13 protein-coding genes are annotated in these 17,625 nt (G+C 61.5%); 4 read left to right on the top strand and 9 right to left on the bottom strand.

The window, feature by feature from the left end; translation table 11 throughout:
- Positions 1-92: 92 nt before the first annotated feature.
- A complete protein-coding gene (locus CRX69_RS24975; protein ID WP_076383385.1) occupies positions 93-758 on the bottom strand; it encodes a polysaccharide lyase family 7 protein in 666 nt (221 codons plus the stop codon).
- A gap of 319 nt (positions 759-1,077) precedes the next feature.
- Here CRX69_RS24975 and CRX69_RS24970 point away from each other — a divergent pair, with 319 nt between their 5' ends.
- The 3 genes from CRX69_RS24970 to CRX69_RS24960 are packed head-to-tail and all read left to right on the top strand — an operon-like array spanning position 1,078 to position 4,046.
- Positions 1,078-3,201, top strand: a complete 2,124-nt coding sequence (locus CRX69_RS24970; RefSeq protein ID WP_076383386.1) for a putative bifunctional diguanylate cyclase/phosphodiesterase — start codon at positions 1,078-1,080, stop codon at positions 3,199-3,201.
- 40 nt (positions 3,202-3,241) lie between these two features.
- Entirely contained in the window at positions 3,242-3,745 is a 504-nt protein-coding gene (locus CRX69_RS24965) for a M48 metallopeptidase family protein (protein WP_047230503.1), read from the top strand.
- A 4-nt stretch (positions 3,746-3,749) separates the two neighbouring features.
- Positions 3,750-4,046, top strand: coding sequence for a winged helix-turn-helix domain-containing protein (locus CRX69_RS24960; RefSeq protein ID WP_076383387.1), 297 nt, complete (start codon positions 3,750-3,752; stop codon positions 4,044-4,046).
- Between the two features lie 53 nt (positions 4,047-4,099).
- Here CRX69_RS24960 and CRX69_RS24955 read toward each other — a convergent pair whose 3' ends face one another.
- Complete coding sequence (locus CRX69_RS24955; protein ID WP_047230495.1) at positions 4,100-4,552, bottom strand: GNAT family N-acetyltransferase; 453 nt, start codon at positions 4,550-4,552, stop codon at positions 4,100-4,102.
- Positions 4,553-4,813: 261 nt separating this feature from the next.
- Between CRX69_RS24955 and CRX69_RS24950 the strand changes: the two genes are divergently transcribed.
- Positions 4,814-5,551, top strand: coding sequence for a substrate-binding periplasmic protein (locus CRX69_RS24950; protein ID WP_047230494.1), 738 nt, complete (start codon positions 4,814-4,816; stop codon positions 5,549-5,551).
- A gap of 142 nt (positions 5,552-5,693) precedes the next feature.
- Here CRX69_RS24950 and yccS read toward each other — a convergent pair whose 3' ends face one another.
- From yccS to betA, 7 genes are all read right to left on the bottom strand, one after another.
- The gene (gene yccS / locus CRX69_RS24945; protein ID WP_047230493.1) at positions 5,694-7,877 is read right to left on the bottom strand and encodes a YccS family putative transporter; all 2,184 of its coding nucleotides are present in this window, start codon (positions 7,875-7,877) and stop codon (positions 5,694-5,696) included.
- A gap of 243 nt (positions 7,878-8,120) precedes the next feature.
- The gene (locus tag CRX69_RS24935; RefSeq protein ID WP_107323028.1) at positions 8,121-9,299 is read right to left on the bottom strand and encodes a BaiN/RdsA family NAD(P)/FAD-dependent oxidoreductase; all 1,179 of its coding nucleotides are present in this window, start codon (positions 9,297-9,299) and stop codon (positions 8,121-8,123) included.
- A gap of 143 nt (positions 9,300-9,442) precedes the next feature.
- Positions 9,443-10,780, bottom strand: a complete 1,338-nt coding sequence (dbpA, locus tag CRX69_RS24930; RefSeq protein ID WP_230682660.1) for an ATP-dependent RNA helicase DbpA — start codon at positions 10,778-10,780, stop codon at positions 9,443-9,445.
- A 298-nt stretch (positions 10,781-11,078) separates the two neighbouring features.
- Positions 11,079-12,506: a multidrug transporter subunit MdtD gene (gene mdtD, locus CRX69_RS24925; protein ID WP_076383389.1), complete on the bottom strand. Its 1,428-nt coding sequence runs from the start codon at positions 12,504-12,506 to the stop codon at positions 11,079-11,081.
- Between the two features lie 193 nt (positions 12,507-12,699).
- A complete protein-coding gene (locus CRX69_RS24920) occupies positions 12,700-14,037 on the bottom strand; it encodes a TldD/PmbA family protein (RefSeq protein WP_107323304.1) in 1,338 nt (445 codons plus the stop codon).
- Between the two features lie 14 nt (positions 14,038-14,051).
- Positions 14,052-15,494, bottom strand: a complete 1,443-nt coding sequence (locus CRX69_RS24915; RefSeq protein ID WP_107323027.1) for a TldD/PmbA family protein — start codon at positions 15,492-15,494, stop codon at positions 14,052-14,054.
- A gap of 231 nt (positions 15,495-15,725) precedes the next feature.
- Positions 15,726-17,429, bottom strand: a complete 1,704-nt coding sequence (gene betA, locus CRX69_RS24910) for a choline dehydrogenase (RefSeq protein WP_076383391.1) — start codon at positions 17,427-17,429, stop codon at positions 15,726-15,728.
- Between the last annotated feature and the right edge of the window lie 196 nt (positions 17,430-17,625).

The raw sequence follows: 17,625 nt of genomic DNA, 5'->3' as shown, positions 1-17,625 counted from the left end.
CGGCAGTTCGAATTTGCCCTGAACTATTTCGCATTGATGGGGTCGCCAGGGTGGGCAGCGCTGCGTTGCTGCCATGGCGCCATGCAAAGCGTCTAGATGTGATCGATATCCAGCAGGCTGAACGTCACGGTCCCGCCTTCGGTGGGATAACCGGTGTTGTCCTGCACGTACACGCCCGCCTTGAAGTACAGCGGCTTGTCGCTCCAAGTGGAGCTGATGGGGGAGCTCCACTGGTAACCCGCACCATTGATGGTCAGGACACCGGCGGGGCTTAGGTGGATCAGGTAAGAGAAGGACTGATTGAGCTTTATGCCTGTGGCGATGGTGATGACCTGGCCCGATTCGTCGTCGGGACGCATGCGCACTTTGGCGACGATGTTGCCGGTGGAGCTGTAGGTTTTGTACTGGTACTCCAGTTTCACCATGGGGCTGGTGCTGTCTTTGGCGTGGATCTGACCAATGACGAGCTTGCCAGTGCTGGGGACTTGGTTGACGGTCAGCGTGGCGGCCAGCTTGTTATCAGCCGCTGAGTACAACCAGTTGCGCTGGGTACCGTTGCTATAGGTTTCCCGCAGTTCGCTGCGTGGGTAAATCGCGTTGGCAGTCTTGGCGCCGGTGACCGGTGCCCAGAAAAACACCGTACCGGAGTCGGCGTGGAAATATTGGTTCTGGAACCCCTGCACCAGTTGAGAGGTTTCGATGGTCGTTGGTGGGCTGCCTTCGGGGATGCTCAGGTTCCAGGTGGCGAGATCAATCATGGTCGGATCCTACGTAACGGAGTGAAAATGCTGAACGCCCAGCCAGAGGCTCTAGCTCAAGCTTTTGGGCGTGTTAATCACGCAGGGAGAAATTTTTTAATGACCGCCCAGCGGATGATTGACGTCAATTGTCCGTCGAAGGTGTCATTGCAGGTTTTGTGCCCGAGGTGGGTGACCGTTAGTCGGCTATTTTGGGCTTTGTCTGGATGATGGCGGGATGACACCTACTGCTTTTCAGAATCACGGTCTAGAGTGAGATCACAGTATTTGTCCGCCTTGCTACGGCAAGACGGACGTGACGCCCGATAAGAGAAGCAGCATGGAATGCGTGCAACCACCGCTTGGCGAAGACAGTTCCGTCCTTTTGATAGTTGATGATTACCCTGAAAACCTGCTCAGCATGCGAGCGTTGTTGCAGCGTCAGGACTGGAAGGTGATGACCGCGTCCTCGGGTGTCGAAGCCCTTAACCTTCTACTCGAACATGACATCGATCTGGTCCTGCTGGATGTGCAGATGCCCGACATGGACGGTTTTGAAGTGGCGCGTCTGATGCGCGGCAGCCAGCGGACACGGCTGACCCCGATCATTTTCCTGACCGCTAACGAGCAATCCCAGGATGCGGTGATCAAGGGCTACGCCAGCGGCGCCGTGGATTACCTGTTCAAACCATTCGATCCGCAGATTCTCAAGCCCAAGGTTCATGCCCTGCTCGAACACCAGCGCAATCGCCGGGCCTTGCAGCGCCTGAGCCAGGATCTGGAAGCCGCCAGGGCTTTCAACGCCTCGGTGCTGGATAACGCCGCCGAAGGCATCCTCGTGGTGGACGAAAGCGGGTGTATTCGCTTCGCCAATCCGTCTACCTGTCGCCTGCTTAATGCCACCGCCGAGCAGTTGCAGGGAATGCCGCTCCTGGATTTCCTGCAAAAACCCCACATCCCCGAGTGGGCCGGCTCCGATATCCATGTCGCCTACTGCCGGGGGCAGACCTGGCGCCTGCACGATGCGGTCTTGCGCACCGCGCCCGGCCAGCAGGTGTCGGTGGCCTTGTCTTGTGCGCCCCTGCCTGCGGAGCAGAAGGCCATGGTGGTAACGCTTCAAGACATGTCGGTGGTGCGTCACTTGCACCAGCAACTCGAATACCAGGCCGTCACTGACCCGCTGACCGGTCTGCTCAACCGCAGGGGGTTTTATCAGACAGCCGAAAACCTGCTGATGCGCAGCGAGCGGCTGGAAAGCAACTGGGTGCTGCTGTACCTGGATCTTGATGGCTTCAAACGGGTCAATGATTCGTTGGGCCATGATGCCGGTGATCGCGTGTTGCGCTGGGTGTCGGAACAACTGAAGGCGTGCCTGCGCCCGTTCGACATTCTGGCGCGTCTGGGCGGCGATGAGTTCACCGCCCTGCTGGATCTGGAAGTGCCCGAGCAAGCGGCCAAGATTGCCGAGAAACTCATCGAACGAGTGTCTATCTGCCAACAGATCGAGGGCATGGATGTAGCGCTGGGGGCCAGCATCGGCATCGCGACCTACCCCGACTGCGGCGCCAATCTCGACGGTCTGCTGCGCGCGTCCGACATCGCCATGTACGAGGCCAAGCGCGCTGGCCGTCAGCAATACCGGTTTTACGATCACGAAATGAACGGTCGAGCCCGTTCACGGCTGATGCTCGAAGAAAGTGTGCGCTCGGCCATCGAAAACCGCGATTTCAATATGGTCTACCAGCCCCAGGTGGGGGTGGGCGACGGGCGCATCCGTGGCTTCGAGGCGCTGTTGCGCTGGCAGCACCCCAGCGTCGGTGATGTGCCGCCGGGGTTGTTCCTGCCATTACTGGAAGAGGCCCGGTTGATCAGTCGGCTGGGGAGCTGGATTTATCATCGCAGCGCGGCCCAGCGTAAAGTCTGGGAGCGCTTGTTCGCTGATGATCTGGTACTGGGGGTGAGCCTGAGCAGCACCCAGTTCGGTTTGCCCAATCTGGTGACCGAATTGCGCCAGGTCCTGGAGCGACATGCCCTCAAACCGCGGCAACTTGAGGTCGAGGTGACTGAAGATGCACTGATGCGCAACCCCGACGAAACCCATAAACAACTGCGGTTGCTGCATAACCTCGGGGTGCGAGTGGCGTTGGATGATTTCGGTTCCGGGCCTTGCTCGCTGGCGCACCTGCGCGACCTGGAACTCGATACCCTCAAGCTTGATCGACACCTGATCGCCCGTCTGCCGGATTCGCCCCGGGATGCGGCACTGGCGGCGTCGGTCATCGATTTGTGCAAGCAATTGGGGTTGCGGGTGATCGCCGAGGGCGTAGAGACGCCTGAGCAATATAAGTGGCTCAAGGCCCACGGCTGCGAATATGTGCAGGGGTTCCTGGTAGCGCGGCCCTTGATGGCCGAAGACACCGATGCCTTTGCCCGGCCATTTGACTGGAGCGCGATGCAGGTCTGAATTCGCTACACTGGCGGCTTTTGTGACTGTGTTGCCGCCGATGATCGCGCTCAAATACCTCCAGGCTTACCCCGCCGCCCTGCAAGCCCAAGTGCAGCAACTGATTGCCCAGGATCGGCTGGGCGACTACTTGCAGCAGCGCTATCCCGACCGGCATTCGGTCCAGAGCGACAAGGCCCTGTACGGTTATGCGCTGGATCTCAAGCAACAATACCTGCGTAACGCGCCCGCTATCGACAAGGTGCTGTTCGACAATCGTCTGGACCTGACTCACCGCGCCCTGGGCTTGCACACTGCCATTTCACGGGTGCAGGGCGGCAAGCTCAAGGCCAAGAAAGAAATTCGTATCGCTGCGCTGTTCAAGGACGCGGCACCTGAGTTTTTGAAAATGATCGTGGTGCACGAACTGGCCCACTTCAAGGAGTCGGACCACAACAAAGCGTTCTACCAACTCTGCGAGCACATGCTGCCGGGGTATCACCAGTTGGAATTCGACTTGCGGGTGTACCTGACCTGGCGCGATCTGCAACCCCCCAAGGAATGACCGAATGGACGTCAGCAAGACCAAAAGCAGCTTCTATCGTCGTTTGTATGTGGCTTACCTGATTGATAGCGGCGTGGCCAGCAACATTCCCTCGCTCACCGAAGTCACCGGCATGCCGCGACGCACCGCCCAGGACACCGTGGCAGCGCTGGCGGACCTGGATATCGTGTGTGAATTCGAGCAGCTAGAGGGCGCCCGTAACCATGCCGGGCATTATCGGATCCGTGATTGGGGGGCGATTGATCGGCGCTGGATCGAGGGGAATTTGCCGCGCATTAAAGCGGTGTTGGAGTATCCCTGAACATTGGCGGCTTCTGGGGAGGCGTTATCGCGAGCCTGCTCGCGAAGAGGGCATCAAGGCCGGTGCATGCCAATGTGTGGAATCCCGTCTTCCATGTACTCGATACCCACCACTCCAAACCCATACCGCGAGTAATACCCCTGCAGATGCGCCTGTGCCGACAGTGAGATCGATGTACCGGGCCAGTGCTTCTCGGCCTGCTTGAGACCCTGTTCCATCAGTTTGTGGCCCAGCCCCTGTCCCCGTGCTTGGGGGGCGATGACCACGCGCCCGATGACCACGTCACTGTTTTGCGAGTGCGGATCGAGCAAGCGAAGGTAAGCCACCAGACGATTGTCCTGCCAGGCCATCAGGTGGCAGGTGTCGCCCTCCAGGTCCAGGCCGTCGACGTCCAGGTAGGGGCAATTCTGCTCCACGACGAATACTTCGGCGCGCAATTTGAGGATGGCGTACAGCTGTTCCTTGCTCAGGTCACTGTGATGTTTGCAGACCCAGTCGATATCCATTTTTTGAATTTCCTGAAGAACCTGATGCCGATATTAAGCGGGCTGGCTGCGGAAGTCTCTTTCTTGGACAACTGTAAAAATCTGTGACAAAGGCCAAAATGCCATCATCGAATTGTCGCGGCGTGGCCTTCTTTGTGTAATCTTCGATTCAACGCTGCGCAGCGGTTCCACTGAGCTAATGTTAGGACCGGATGTCTGACGACATCTCTTGAGATTCGGCTAAAAACAAACCGGGCTTTGAACCCGTCAAGGATGTTTGGCATGCCGCGATTGCATCGAGCTCTTGCTTTGGTCGGGTTGCTGTTGCTGAGCCACAACGCCTGCGCGCAAAAGTTGCGTCTGGTGGCAGATGGCTGGCCACCCTTTACCGACACCACGCTGGTCAATGGTGGCCTGGCGACCGATATCGTCAGTACCGCTCTGGCGCGAGCCGGTTATGCCAGTGACTTTGAGCAGGTGCCTTGGGCCCGGGCGATGCTGGGCATCGGTGAGGGGCGCTATGACGTGCTGATCAATGCCTGGTACAGCGAAGAACGTACCCATGTGGGCCGTTTCTCGGCTGAGTACCTGCTCAACCGCGTGCGCTTCATCAAGCGCAAGGACGCACCCATCCAGTACGAGAACTTGCAGCAGCTGCATGCCTATCCCATCGCCGTGGTCCGCGGATACGCCTACTCCAAGGCGTTCGATGAGGATCAGCAATTGCAGAAAGTCCCTGTGCATAACTTTGCAATGGCCGTGCGCATGCTCGCTGCCGGTCGGGTGAAGCTGACCCTGGAAGATGAGTTCGTCGCCCGTTATTACTTGTCTCGTGAGTCGGCCAAGGTGCGCAACGCCGTGGAGTTCATGCCCAAGCCACTGAGTGAAAACAGCCTGCACATCCTGGTCAGCCTGAAGAACCCGCAGCACGAGCAGATTGTCGCGGGATTCGATCGGGAGATTGCGGCGATGAAGGCCGATGGTAGTTATGCGCGGTTATTGAAGGCGCACGGGATGTGATCTTGCGGTGCCTGGACTGGCGCCATCGCGAGCAGGCTCGCTCCCACAGTTGATCTAGAGCGGACACTTAAATTTTGTACGGCTGAGGTCCACTGTGGGAGCGAGCCCGCTCGCGATGGCTGTGGTGCGAGCACCATACTCCTCAAGCCTCGCTAGTATCCTTGACCAGATGCGCCGCCAACGTGCGCAGCGGCCCCAACTGACGGCAGATCAACCCCAGTTGCGTCTGCACCAGTCGCTGACCCTCGTCGATTTCATCGGGCATCTGCTCAAGCTCACTGGCCAAGGCTTCTTCCTCGTCGCTTTGGACCGCTATCGGTTGTTTGCTCGCCAGGCCCTGGGCAATTTCGTCGATGCTCGCGGCCAGTTTCACCCCTGCGCCGTCGATCAGGTGTTCGCGCACGTCTGCAGGCAATGCGGTGTCCCGATGGGCGCCCAGACCTGACAAGTAGCTGAGCAGGGTGTGGGACAGCACCAGGAAGCGGAACCCGACATCGGCTTCCTTACGGAAATGCCCCGGCTCCATCAGCATGTTTGCCAAGGTGGTGGACAATGCGGCGTCGGCGTTGTGGGCGTTGCGTCGGGCCAGGCGATAGGCAAGGTCATCGCTTTTGCCGGCGGCGTATTGCTGCATGATCTGGCGCAGGTAAATGCTGTTGCAGGTCAGCGTGTTGGCCAGCACCTTGTTCAACCGGCGGCCTTGCCAGTCCGGCAGGAACAGGAATACCGCAAGGCCGGCGATCAGGCTGCCCAGCAGCGTATCGAACAGGCGTGGCAGCAGCAGTCCATAGCCGTCGCCCACCTGGTTGAAGCAGAACAGCACCATGATCGTGATCGCGGCAGTCGCCAGGGTGTAGCGGGTCGTGCGGTTGGTAAAGAACACCACCCCGGCGGCGATGGCGAAAGACGATTGCACCAGCGGGTTGGGAAACAGATCGAACAGCGCCCAGGCCACCGTCAGGCCGATGGCGGTGCCGATGATCCGTTGGCCGAGCTTGCGCCGGGTGGCGCCGTAGTTGGGTTGGCACACGAACAGCGTGGTGAGAATGATCCAGTAGCCTTGGGACGGGTGGATCAGATGCACCATGGCATAACCCACACTCAGCGCCAGGGGCAGGCGCAGGGCATGCCGGAACAGCAGCGAGGTGGGCGTGAGCTGTGTGCGCAAGCGGACCCAGACGTCCTTCAGGTTGCGCGGCGAGCGATCCAGCAGGCTGCTATCGGTGGCGTCGGCCAGGGCGTCGGGGTTGCTCGCGTCGCTGAGCAGGCGGTCCATGGTGCCAAGGTTCGCCGACAAGGCCCGTAGCGAACGCAGCAATCCGCGCCAGGCCGGGTTGCTCTGAATCCGCAGGTGTTCGAGGGAGGCATGCAGGTCATTCAGCGCCTCGGCGAAGCTGGCGTCATAGACGAATGGCTGGCGCAGTTGGATCGACTCGGCCAACGCTTGGCAGGCTTTACCTTGCTGGCGCAGCAGGCGTTGGCAGCGGAACAGCACGTCGCTGTGAAAGAACGCCTCGGCCAGTGCGTTGTAGGGGTAGTGGGAAGAGCTGGCGCGCTCGTGGATATCCTGGGCGAGGAAGTACAGCTTCAGGTAGCGGCTGACCTTCGAGCCTGGTCGCCCATTGCCTACGCGGTGCAGGATGATTTCCTTCGCCGCGTTAAGCGCGGCGACGACCCGGCCGTTCTGCTGGGCCAGTTCCAGGCGTCGGGCTTCGACGTCCAGTTGACGGATCGGCTCGAAGAGCGATGATTTGAGCTTCAGATAGCGTCCCAGCTCGCGGAACAGCCGCGCCAGGCTTTGCTGCACCGGCTGGTTGGAAAACAGCGCCTGCCACAGCACCGAGAGCAGGCCGTACCAAGCCGCACCGGCCACCAGCAGCAAAGGTTCGTGCCAGAAATCGGTGACCGCGCCACCGCGCTGGTCTACGCCGATCATGGTGTAGACCGAGAGAATCAACGTGGCCGAGGCAATCGCGCCATAGCGCTCGCCCAGCGCACCGAGCATAGTCAGGGCGAAACTCGCCAGCGCCAGGGCAACGATGAACAGAACCGGATAAGGGAACAGCAATTCCACCGACAGCGCTGCGATGGTGAAGCACACCAGCGTCACGGCCAGCGCGTTGAGGCGGCCCTGCCAGCTGTCATCGGTCTCGGCCAGGGCGCTGGCGATGATGCCCAGGAACAGCGGGATCAACAGCGCCATCTCATCCAGATACCAACACAGCGCCATGCTGCCGGTCAGGGCGATGAACACCCGCACGCTATAACTGAATTTATCCAACGCCCAAAGGCGACGCAGAGACTGACTAAACGAGGTCGATGACATGAAGTGCACGGGCCTGACGGGCAATGACGCTAAATTGAGGCAGTAATGACGCCGACGCAATGGCGGCGATCACATCCGGCAGCAAAAAGTGTTCCGGGATGCTCCAGCAAACCCCAGTGGGAGCGAGCCTGCTCGCGATGAGGCCGGTACATTCAACATTGATGTTGTCTGATAGTCCGCCATCGCGAGCAGGCTCGCTCCCACAGGATCATCATCCCCATTGGATTCAATGCATCCCTTCAATCAGACGTATTGCGCAGCCGCATACCCCGACGCCCAGGCCCATTGGAAGTTGAACCCGCCCAGGTGCCCGGTGACGTCCAGTACTTCGCCAATGAAATACAGGCCCGGGCTTTTCAGTGATTCCATGGTCTTGGACGAGACTTCCCGCGTATCGACACCGCCCAGGGTCACTTCGGCGGTGCGGTAGCCTTCGGTGCCGGCCGGGACGACATTCCAGCTCGACAGTTTCTCGGCAATGTCTGCCAGTTCGGCGTGGGTGTATTGCTTCATGGGTTTGGAGACGAACCAAGTGTCGGCCAGCAGGGTGGCCATCTTTTTGGTGAACAATTCGCCCAGCAGGGTTTTCAGTTCGCTGTTGGGGCGTTCGGCCTGTTGCTGTTGCAGCCAGCTCGGCACGTCGTGGTCCGGCAGCAGGTTGATCTGCACCGTGTCACCCGGTTCCCAGAACGAGGAAATCTGCAGGATCGCCGGGCCGCTGAGGCCGCGGTGGGTGAACAGGATGTTCTCGCGAAAACTCTGCTCGTTGCAGCTCACCAGGCAATCCACTGAAGTGCCTGAAAGTTCGGTGCACAACGCCTTGAGCTGGTCGGTGATGGTGAACGGTACCAGCCCAGCGCGGGTGGGCAGCAGTCGGTGGCCGAACTGTTTGGCCACCTGGTAACCGAAACCGGTCGCGCCCAGCGTCGGGATCGACAGCCCGCCCGTGGCAATCACCAAGGATTGGCAGGTGATGGCCCCGAGGGTGGTTTGCAGCAGGTAGCCGCTCTCGGTTTTCTCGATGCGCTCGATCGAGGTGTCCAGGTGCAGGTTGACACCGGCCTGGTCGCATTCGTCCAGCAGCAGGCCGAGGATGTCGCTGGACTTGTTATCACAGAACAACTGGCCGAGTTTTTTCTCGTGATAGGGCACGCCGTGCTTGGCCACCAGGGCGATGAAATCCCACTGGGTGTAACGGGCCAGGGCCGACTTGCAGAAATGCGGGTTCTGCGAGAGGAAATTGCCCGGTTCGCTGTACATGTTGGTGAAATTGCAGCGCCCACCGCCGGACATGAGGATTTTCTTGCCGGCTTTGTTGGCGTGGTCCAGCAACATCACCTGCCGTCCGCGCCCTGCGGCGGTCAGCGCGCACATCAACCCCGCGGCGCCAGCGCCAATGATCACGACTTCGGTAGAGCGCAAAACGGTGTCCCTCTAAATGTCACCACAAAACCCATTGTGGGAGCGAGCCTGCTCGCGATGAGGCCGGTACATTCAACATTGATGTTGTCTGACAGTCCGTCATCGCGAGCAGGCTCGCTCCCACAGTTTGATCTCTGTTGGAGTTACAGGATCCGCACCCGCAACGAACGGCCCTTGATCTTGCCATCGTTCAGGCGTTGCAGCGCCTGTTTGGCGATTGCGCGCTCCACGGCGACATAGGCCTGGAAGTCGAAAATCGCGATCTTGCCGACCTGGGCGCCGGGGATGCCGGCCTCGCCGGTCAGGGCGCCGAGGATGTCGCCGGGGCGGACTTTGTCTTTGCGCCCGGCACCAATGCACAGGGTGCTCATGGCCGGCAGCAGCGGGCCGCCGCCCTGGGGCTTGAGGTTGTCCAGTTGGTCCCAGCTCAGTGGCGACTTCTGCAACTGCTCGATCGCTTGGGCGCGGTGGGCTTCGGACGGCGCCACCAGGCTGATGGCGATGCCTTTTTCACCCGCACGCCCGGTGCGGCCGACGCGGTGAATGTGAATTTCCGAGTCGCGGGCCAGTTCGACGTTGATCACCATGTCCAGTGCGTCGATGTCCAGGCCACGGGCCGCCACATCGGTGGCGACCAGCACCGAGGTGCTGCGGTTGGCGAACATCGCCAGCACCTGATCGCGGTCGCGCTGTTCCAGATCGCCATGCAGGCCGACCGCCGAGATACCTTTGGATGTCAGATGGTCGACGGTTTCCTGAACCTGCTGCTTGGTGAAGCAGAACGCCACGCAGGAAGCCGGACGGAAATGCGCCAGAACCTTGACCACGGCGTCCATGCGCTCCTCGGGGGAGATTTCATAGAAACGCTGCTCGATCTGCGCGTCGGAGTGAAAGGCTTCGGCCTTGACCTGCTGCGGGTTGCGCATGAACTTGGACGACAGTTGCTTGATGCCCACCGGGTAGGTGGCGGAGAACAGCAAGGTCTGACGGCGTTCCGGGGTCTGCTGGATGATGTCTTCGATGGCGTCGTAGAAGCCCATGTCGAGCATGCGGTCGGCTTCATCGAGGATCAGCGTGTTGAGGCCGTCCAGCACCAGCGAGCCCTTGCGCAGGTGCTGCTGGATGCGCCCTGGCGTGCCGACGATGATGTGGGCGCCGTGCTCCAGGGAAGCGATCTGCGGGCCAAACGACACGCCGCCACACAGGGTCAGGACCTTGATGTTGTCTTCGGCGCGGGCCAGGCGCCTGATTTCCTTGGCAACCTGATCGGCCAGCTCACGAGTCGGGCAGATCACCAGTGCCTGGCAGCCGAAGAAGCGCGGGTTGATCGGGTTCAGCAGGCCGATGCCGAAGGCCGCGGTCTTGCCGCTGCCGGTCTTGGCCTGGGCGATCAGATCCATGCCCTTGAGGATCACCGGCAAGCTCTGCGCCTGGATCGGCGTCATCTGGGCATAACCGAGGGATTCGAGGTTAGCCAGCATGGCGGCGGACAGCGGCAGAGTATTAAAAGCGGTGGCAATGGTGGTCACGGGACTGGCCTGCAAAACAAAATGTCGCGCAGTGTAGCAGCCTCGTGCCACTTTTCTCGAAAGTTCTGGACGAGCTGTGAGGGCCACGCTTGTGTTGGGGGCTGGTGGATCCAGAAACTGTGGGGCTCTGGAACTGTGGGAGCAAAGCTTGCTCGCGACGAAGGTGGCGCGCTATTTCAGGAAACCGAGTCGCCTGTATCGCGGGCAAGCCTTGCTCCCACAAAAAGCGCCAAGCCACGACGCCTCTTAGTCAGTGCTCGATATGCTCATCCGGCCGCTTGGCCCGCCGCCCATCCTCTTTCGACAGCTGCGAAAAAATCGTCGCCGCCAGCATCGCCATGATGCCCACCGTCAGGAACGTCAACTGGAACGCGCCAAGCACGGTGTCCACCCCGTCGTTGCCGACCTGGGCGGTAAAGCCGCCGAGCAGCGCACCAGCACAGGCTACGCCCAGGCTCAGGGACAGTTGCGCCACCACCGACAGCAGGCTGTTGCCGCTGCTGGCGCTGGCGTCGTCCAGGTCAATCAGGGTCACGGTGTTCATCGCGGTGAACTGCAACGAGTTGATCGCCCCCAGCACCGCCAGTTGCGCCAGCAGCAGCCAGTACGGCGTCTGTTCGCTGACCAGGCCCATGCTCGCCAGCATCAGGCCCAGGGCCAGGGTATTGGCGGTCAATACGCTGCGGTAGCCGAAGCGCTCGATCAACGGCCGGGCCACGGACTTGGCGACCATCGCCGCCGCGGCCAGAGGTAACATGCTCATCCCGGCCTGGGACGGTGAATAGCCCAGGGCCACTTGCAGCAGCAACGGCACCAGGAACGGCAGGGCGCCGCTGCCCAGGCGCGCGAACAGATTGCCGAGAATCCCCACGGCGAAGGTCCGGGTCTTGAACAGCGAGGGTGCGAACAGCGGGTTTTCGATGTGCCCGGCCCGTAGCCAATAAGCGGCCAGGCAGGCCATGCCGCCGAACAGCAGCAACATCACGCGCAAGTGCGGCAGGTGCAGTTCACCGAGGCCTTCCATGGCGATGGTGATCAGCACCATGGCCGCGCCAAACAGCAAAAATCCCAGGCCATCGAACCGGGTACGCTCGCTGCCGCGCAGGTCCGGGATGAATTTCCACACCGCGTAGCAACCCAGCACGCCCACCGGCAGGTTGATGATGAAGATCCAGTGCCAGGTCAGGTACTCCACCATCCAGCCGCCCATGGTCGGCCCGATCAGCGGGCCGAGCAGGCCGGGAATGGTGATGAAACCCATGATCCGCACCAGTTCCGAGCGTGGGTAGGCCCGCAGCACGACCAACCGGCCCACCGGCAGCATCAGCGCGCCGCCCAGACCCTGGATCACCCGGGCGCCGATCAGCATGGACAACGAATTGGACAAGGCGCAGAGCAACGAGCCGAAACTGAACAGCAGGATCGCGCCGAAGAAAATCTTCTTGGTCCCGAAGCGGTCGGCGATCCAGCCAGAGGCCGGGATCAGCAGCGCCACGGTGAGCATGTAGGCAATGATCACGCCCTGCATGCGCAGCGGGTTTTCCGCCAGGTCGCTGGCCATGGCGGGCAGGGCGGTGTTGAGGATGGTCCCGTCCAGGGACTGCATGAAGAAGGCAATCGCCACGACCCAAGGAAGCCAGCGGGCGGTGACAGCGTCGAGCGGTGCGCGGTTGGGCATGGGACCTCTTGTACGGAGTGTTGATCAGGAACAGATGCCGCTGTTGTGGCGAGGGGATTTATCCCCGCTGGGCTGCGAAGCAGCCCCAGAACTGTCGCCTCGGTGAGTCAGGCAGAACGCATTTACCCTTTGGGGGTCGCTTCGCAACCCAGCGGGGATAAATCCCCTCGCCACAGGTCCTGTGTTTGGTTGGCTACAACGTCAAGGTCAAGCGCTTGACCAGTGCCCCCGGCAACAGCATCGAAGCCGTGGCCCGCTGGCTGTAGGTGCTGGCCGAGAGCAGCAGTTCCCGCTCCCGGGTCAGGCCTTCGAGTTGCGAGCCGAGCAGGCTGTAGACGCTGTCGTCGAAACGCATGGTGCTGACCGGCGCGACGATCTGGCCGTTCTCGACCCAGAACGTGGCGAAGCGGGTCATGCCGGTCATGCGCGCGGCCGGTTGGTCCGAGTAGTTCAGGTACCAGAGGTTGCTGATGTACAGCCCGGTGCCAAGGTGCTCGAGGATGTCTTGCTGCTCGAGCTGGCCTTCGTTCATCACCAGCGCCGTGGGGTATTCGTAGCTGCTGGCGCCGTTGGCGTTCAGGCCGTGCTCGGCGGCGCTGCGGGAGTTGATCAACTGTGCACCGGCCATGCCTTTGACGATCAGGCCCAAGTCATCGCGCGGATAACCTTCGTCGGAAAACGCCGGGCTCAAAGAGCCGCTGACCTGCTCACTGAGCCATACGTCGGGGCTCAAGCTTGCTTCGTTCGCGTAGAACTTCTGCAACGGACTTTGCTTGCTGGCAATCGCCCGGGCCGAAAACCCGCCCCAGCTGAGCATGCCCATGATTTCTTCCATCGCCGCTGGTGCCAGGTAGGCGCGGTATTCACCGGGCGGCAGGGTGCGCAAGGGGCGGCCCAAAAACGCCAACTGCTCGCGGGCCTGTTCAAAGCGCCTGGCAAAGCCTTCGCTGCTCCATTCGTGCCCGGCGTAGCTGGCTTTTACCGCCTGGCCGTTTTCATGGAACAGGCTGAAATCGAAGTTGAAGCTGTTGGCCTGATGCCAGCCGAACGCCCCCGAAGAACTGGCAAAGCCCCGGCTGATGGGGCCGGCGGCATAGAAACCGACCAAATCCAGACCGTCGGCGGCGCGGGTGATTTCGGCCACGGCCTGGTCGGTGTCCGGCAGTGGATGGTCCTGCACGTTGTGGCTCTGCCAGTGATTGTGGTTGAGCAGCAGGTACGGATCGGGCGGCAGCAGCGGCAGGGTTTCGCGCAACTGTTGCAGACCTTCGGCCAGGCGTTGCAGGTCGGTTTCGACTTCGCCGGACAAGGTGATCTGCAAGTCGGCGTGGCGCCCGTCGTTGATCAGTTTGAAGCTGACGCTGGCCTGCTGCACCTGCCCGGCCTGACGGACCTTGCCATGGTTGAAACGCACAAAAGCAGAGGATTCGGCGGCGTAGCCGAGGGTGAACTGCTCGGCTTCGCGCAGTGCATTGCGCAGCCAGTCCACCAGCGCCTTGAAGGCCTCGGCCTGATTGTTGCCGGTGCTCATATTGCCGGTGCTCATCAGGCATCTCCCCCAAACACTGCGACATTGCTGAACACGCACGCCGGCGAGGCATGGCCGACGCGGATGACCTGGTTCGGTTCGCCCTTGCCACAATTTGGCGTGCCCAGGACCTGGGCGGTACTGGCATCGCCCACCGCCCGCAGGCTTTTCCAGAATTGCGCGGAAATGCCTCGGTAGTTGGGGTTTTTCACCACGCCCTTGAGCTCGCCGTTTTCGATCAATTGGCCCCACTCGCAACCGAACTGGAATTTGTTGCGGGCATCGTCGATGGACCAGGAGCGGTTGGTGCGCATCAGCACGCCGTGTTCGATGCCCTGGATCAGTTGCTCCAACGATTGGTCGCCGGGCTCGATGTTCAGGTTCGCCATGCGGTCGATGGGCGGGCGATTCCAGCCACAGGCGCGGCTGTTGGCGACCCCGCTCAGGCCTGCGCGAAATTGCGACAGCGCACCACCCAGGGGGCGCAGCAACAGCCCTTCACGAATCAGAAATTCTTTGCTGGCGGCGGTGCCGTCGTCATCATGGCTGTAGCTGGCCAGCTCTTCGGGAACGTTCGGGTCGAAGGTCACGTTCAATAGCTGGGAGCCGTATTGCAGATGCCCGAAGTCGCCGGTCGTGACGAAACTGGTGCCGGCGTAATTGCGCTCGTCTCCCAGGATGCGGTCCAGTTCCAACGGGTGACCGATGGACTCATGGATCTGCAGCATCATCTGGTCAGGCATCAACAGCAGGTCACGGGGGCCTTGCGGGGTGTTCGGCGCCAGGAGCAATTGCAGGGCCTGGTCGGCGATCTTTGGTGCGGCACCGATCAGGCCGCAGCGGCGGATGACATCGAAGCCGCCTTGCTGGCCGAAGTTCTCACGGCCCAGGGTGCGGGTCTGGCTGTCGTTACCGTCGAAGGCGGTGACGTCCAGGGCCGGATAAACAAAGCGTTGGGCCTGGCGCAGTTCGGCGCCGGCGTTATTGAGGTAGATCTGCTCGACCTGGGTCAGGCCGATGCTGACCTGCCAGTTCACCAGGCGCTCATCCTTGGGCACCGCGGCGGATTCGTCGCCCAGTAACTGATAGCAGTCGTTGAGGGACGGGAACGCCTGGTCGAAGTGAGGCGAGAAGTAGTCGGCGCGGTCGCTGGAGACCGCCTGCTCGCGCAAGTCGAGCAGGGCGTGTGGCTTGAGCCGGCGGGCTTGTTGCTCGGCCCGCTCCAGCGCCGCTTGCAGGCCGGCCTGGGACAGGTCGTTGGTGGCCGCATAGGCCTCGACACCGTCGACCCGCACGGTCAGCATCGCCCCTTCGTCACGGCCCAGGCTGGGCGGTTCGGCAATGTTCTTGCGCACCGACAGATGCTGGCCGGACTCGCGCACGTAGCGCAGGGAAAAGAACTCAGCGCCCGTGCGCAAGGCAGCAAACCGCTGCTTGAGCTGGGGGTGGACATCGAACATGGAACCTCCTTGTCTGGAGTGGCGGTGCAGCGAGGTGCGGCGCATTGACGCGACGGCTCTAGATTAGGCCTGGGCGGGGGAGGGATCAAGGCAGATGGGAATATGGAGTGTCAGGCCGGACGCCATCGCGAGCAGGCTCGCTCCCACAGTTGACGGTTGTCGGGCACAAGATCTGTGTCCGCCGCAGATCCACTGTGGGAGCGAGCCTGCTCGCGATAGCGGTGTAATGCTTTACTGTGCCAGAGGCCCGACTTCACGCATTGGCTTGCCGCGCACCGGCGCGTCGCCGGCCACGTAGTACGGCGCGGTGCTACGTGGCAGTGGCTGGCGGCCACGGATCTTGTCGGCGATTTTCTCGGCGATCATGATCGTTGGCGCATTCAGGTTGCCGGTGGTGATGATCGGCATGATTGAGGCATCGACCACGCGCAGCCCTTGCATGCCATGGACGCGGCCTTCGCCGTCCACCACCGCCATGTCGTCGGTGCCCATCTTGCACGAGCAGGACGGATGGAAAGCGGTTTCGGCGTGCTCGCGGATGAACTGGTCCAACTGCTCGTCAGTCTGCACCTCGATGCCCGGACTGATTTCGCGACCGCGGAACGGGTCGAGCGCCGGCTGCTGCATGATCTCGCGGGTCAGGCGGATGCCGTCGCGAAACTCCTGCCAGTCCTGCTCGGTGGCCATGTAGTTGAACAGGATGCTCGGGTGCTGGCGCGGATCCTTGGACTTGGCCTGGATCCGGCCACGGCTTGGCGAACGCATGGAGCCCATGTGTGCCTGGAAACCGTGTTCCTTCACGCCGTTGCTGCCGTTGTAGTTAATCGCCACCGGCAGGAAGTGATACTGGATGTTCGGCCAATCGAAGTCCGGGCGGGTGCGGATGAAACCGCCGGCTTCGAACTGGTTGCTGGCGCCGATGCCGGTGCCGTTGAACAGCCATTCGGCACCGATGGCCGGCTGGTTGTACCAGAGCAGCGACGGGTACAGCGAAACCGGCTGGGTGCAGGCGTATTGCAGGTACAGCTCCAGGTGGTCCTGGAGGTTTTCACCCACGCCTGGCAGGTCATGGACCACCGGGATGTCGAGGCTTTCCAGCAGTTTGGCCGGGCCGACGCCGGAGCGTTGCAAAATCTGCGGCGAGGCGATGGCGCCGGAGCAGAGCAATACTTCCTTGCGGGCGCGGGCTTCGACGCGCTCTTCAGCAGCGCCCACCAGATAACGCACGCCGACCGCACGTTTGCCTTCGAACACGATCTTGTCGGTCAGGGCATGGGTGACGATGGTCAGTGTCGAGCGCTTCTTGGCCACGTCCAGGTAACCGCGCGCGGTGCTGGCGCGACGACCATTGGGCGTGACGGTACGGTCCATCGGGCCGAAACCTTCCTGCTGATAACCGTTGAGGTCTTCGGTGCGCGGGTAACCGGCCTGAACGCCGGCTTCGACCATGGCATGGAACAGCGGGTTGTTGCCGGCCTTGGGTGTGGTCACGCTGACCGGGCCGTCACCACCGTGGTAGTCGTTCGGGCCGATGTCGCGGGTTTCGGCTTTGCGAAAATACGGCAGGCAGTCCAGGTAGGCCCAGTCTTCCAGGCCCGGCAGCTTGGCCCAATTGTCGTAGTCCAGGGCGTTGCCGCGGATGTAGCACATACCGTTGATCAGCGAAGACCCACCCAGGCCCTTGCCGCGACCGCATTCCATGCGACGGCCATTCATGTGCGGCTCCGGGTCGGTCTCGTAGGCCCAGTTGTAGCGACGACCCTGCAGCGGGAACGCCAGGGCGGCGGGCATTTGCGTGCGGAAATCCAGGCGATAGTCCGGCCCACCGGCTTCGAGCAGCAGGACGGTGACGCCTTCGTCTTCGGTCAGGCGGGTGGCCAGGGTGTTACCGGCCGAACCGGCACCGATGATGATGTAATCGAATTCTTGGGACATGAAATGCACCCTCTTTTTGAATTGGGGTCAGGTCGCGATTGCCTTGACGCCGCGCAACCTGTGGCGAGGGGATTTATCCCCGTTCGGCTGCGCAGCAGTCGTAAATCAGCGACTGGGTTTGTCTGAAGAATGGGGGGCCTTGGGGAGGGGGCTGCTACGCAGCCCCACGGGGATAAATCCCCTCGCCACAACGGCG

It is taken from the genome of Pseudomonas rhizophila, from assembly GCF_003033885.1.
GTDB classification, from domain to species: domain Bacteria; phylum Pseudomonadota; class Gammaproteobacteria; order Pseudomonadales; family Pseudomonadaceae; genus Aquipseudomonas; species Aquipseudomonas rhizophila.
This window is presented reverse-complemented; position numbering and strand designations above follow the sequence as displayed.

Bases quoted from the DNA above. Each gene is read 5' to 3' on its own strand.
- CRX69_RS24965 (WP_047230503.1), top strand. From the start codon at position 3,242: ATGATCGCGCTCAAATACCTCCAGGCTTACCCCGCCGCCCTGCAAGCC.
- CRX69_RS24920 (WP_107323304.1), bottom strand. From the start codon at position 14,037: ATGAGCACCGGCAACAATCAGGCCGAGGCCTTCAAGGCGCTGGTGGAC.
- dbpA (WP_230682660.1), bottom strand. From the start codon at position 10,780: ATGCTGGCTAACCTCGAATCCCTCGGTTATGCCCAGATGACGCCGATC.
- CRX69_RS24950 (WP_047230494.1), top strand. From the start codon at position 4,814: ATGCCGCGATTGCATCGAGCTCTTGCTTTGGTCGGGTTGCTGTTGCTG.
- CRX69_RS24975 (WP_076383385.1), bottom strand. From the start codon at position 758: ATGATTGATCTCGCCACCTGGAACCTGAGCATCCCCGAAGGCAGCCCA.
- CRX69_RS24970 (WP_076383386.1), top strand. From the start codon at position 1,078: ATGGAATGCGTGCAACCACCGCTTGGCGAAGACAGTTCCGTCCTTTTG.
- yccS (WP_047230493.1), bottom strand. From the start codon at position 7,877: ATGTCATCGACCTCGTTTAGTCAGTCTCTGCGTCGCCTTTGGGCGTTG.
- mdtD (WP_076383389.1), bottom strand. From the start codon at position 12,506: ATGCCCAACCGCGCACCGCTCGACGCTGTCACCGCCCGCTGGCTTCCT.
- CRX69_RS24955 (WP_047230495.1), bottom strand. From the start codon at position 4,552: ATGGATATCGACTGGGTCTGCAAACATCACAGTGACCTGAGCAAGGAA.
- CRX69_RS24915 (WP_107323027.1), bottom strand. From the start codon at position 15,494: ATGTTCGATGTCCACCCCCAGCTCAAGCAGCGGTTTGCTGCCTTGCGC.
- betA (WP_076383391.1), bottom strand. From the start codon at position 17,429: ATGTCCCAAGAATTCGATTACATCATCATCGGTGCCGGTTCGGCCGGT.
- CRX69_RS24960 (WP_076383387.1), top strand. From the start codon at position 3,750: ATGGACGTCAGCAAGACCAAAAGCAGCTTCTATCGTCGTTTGTATGTG.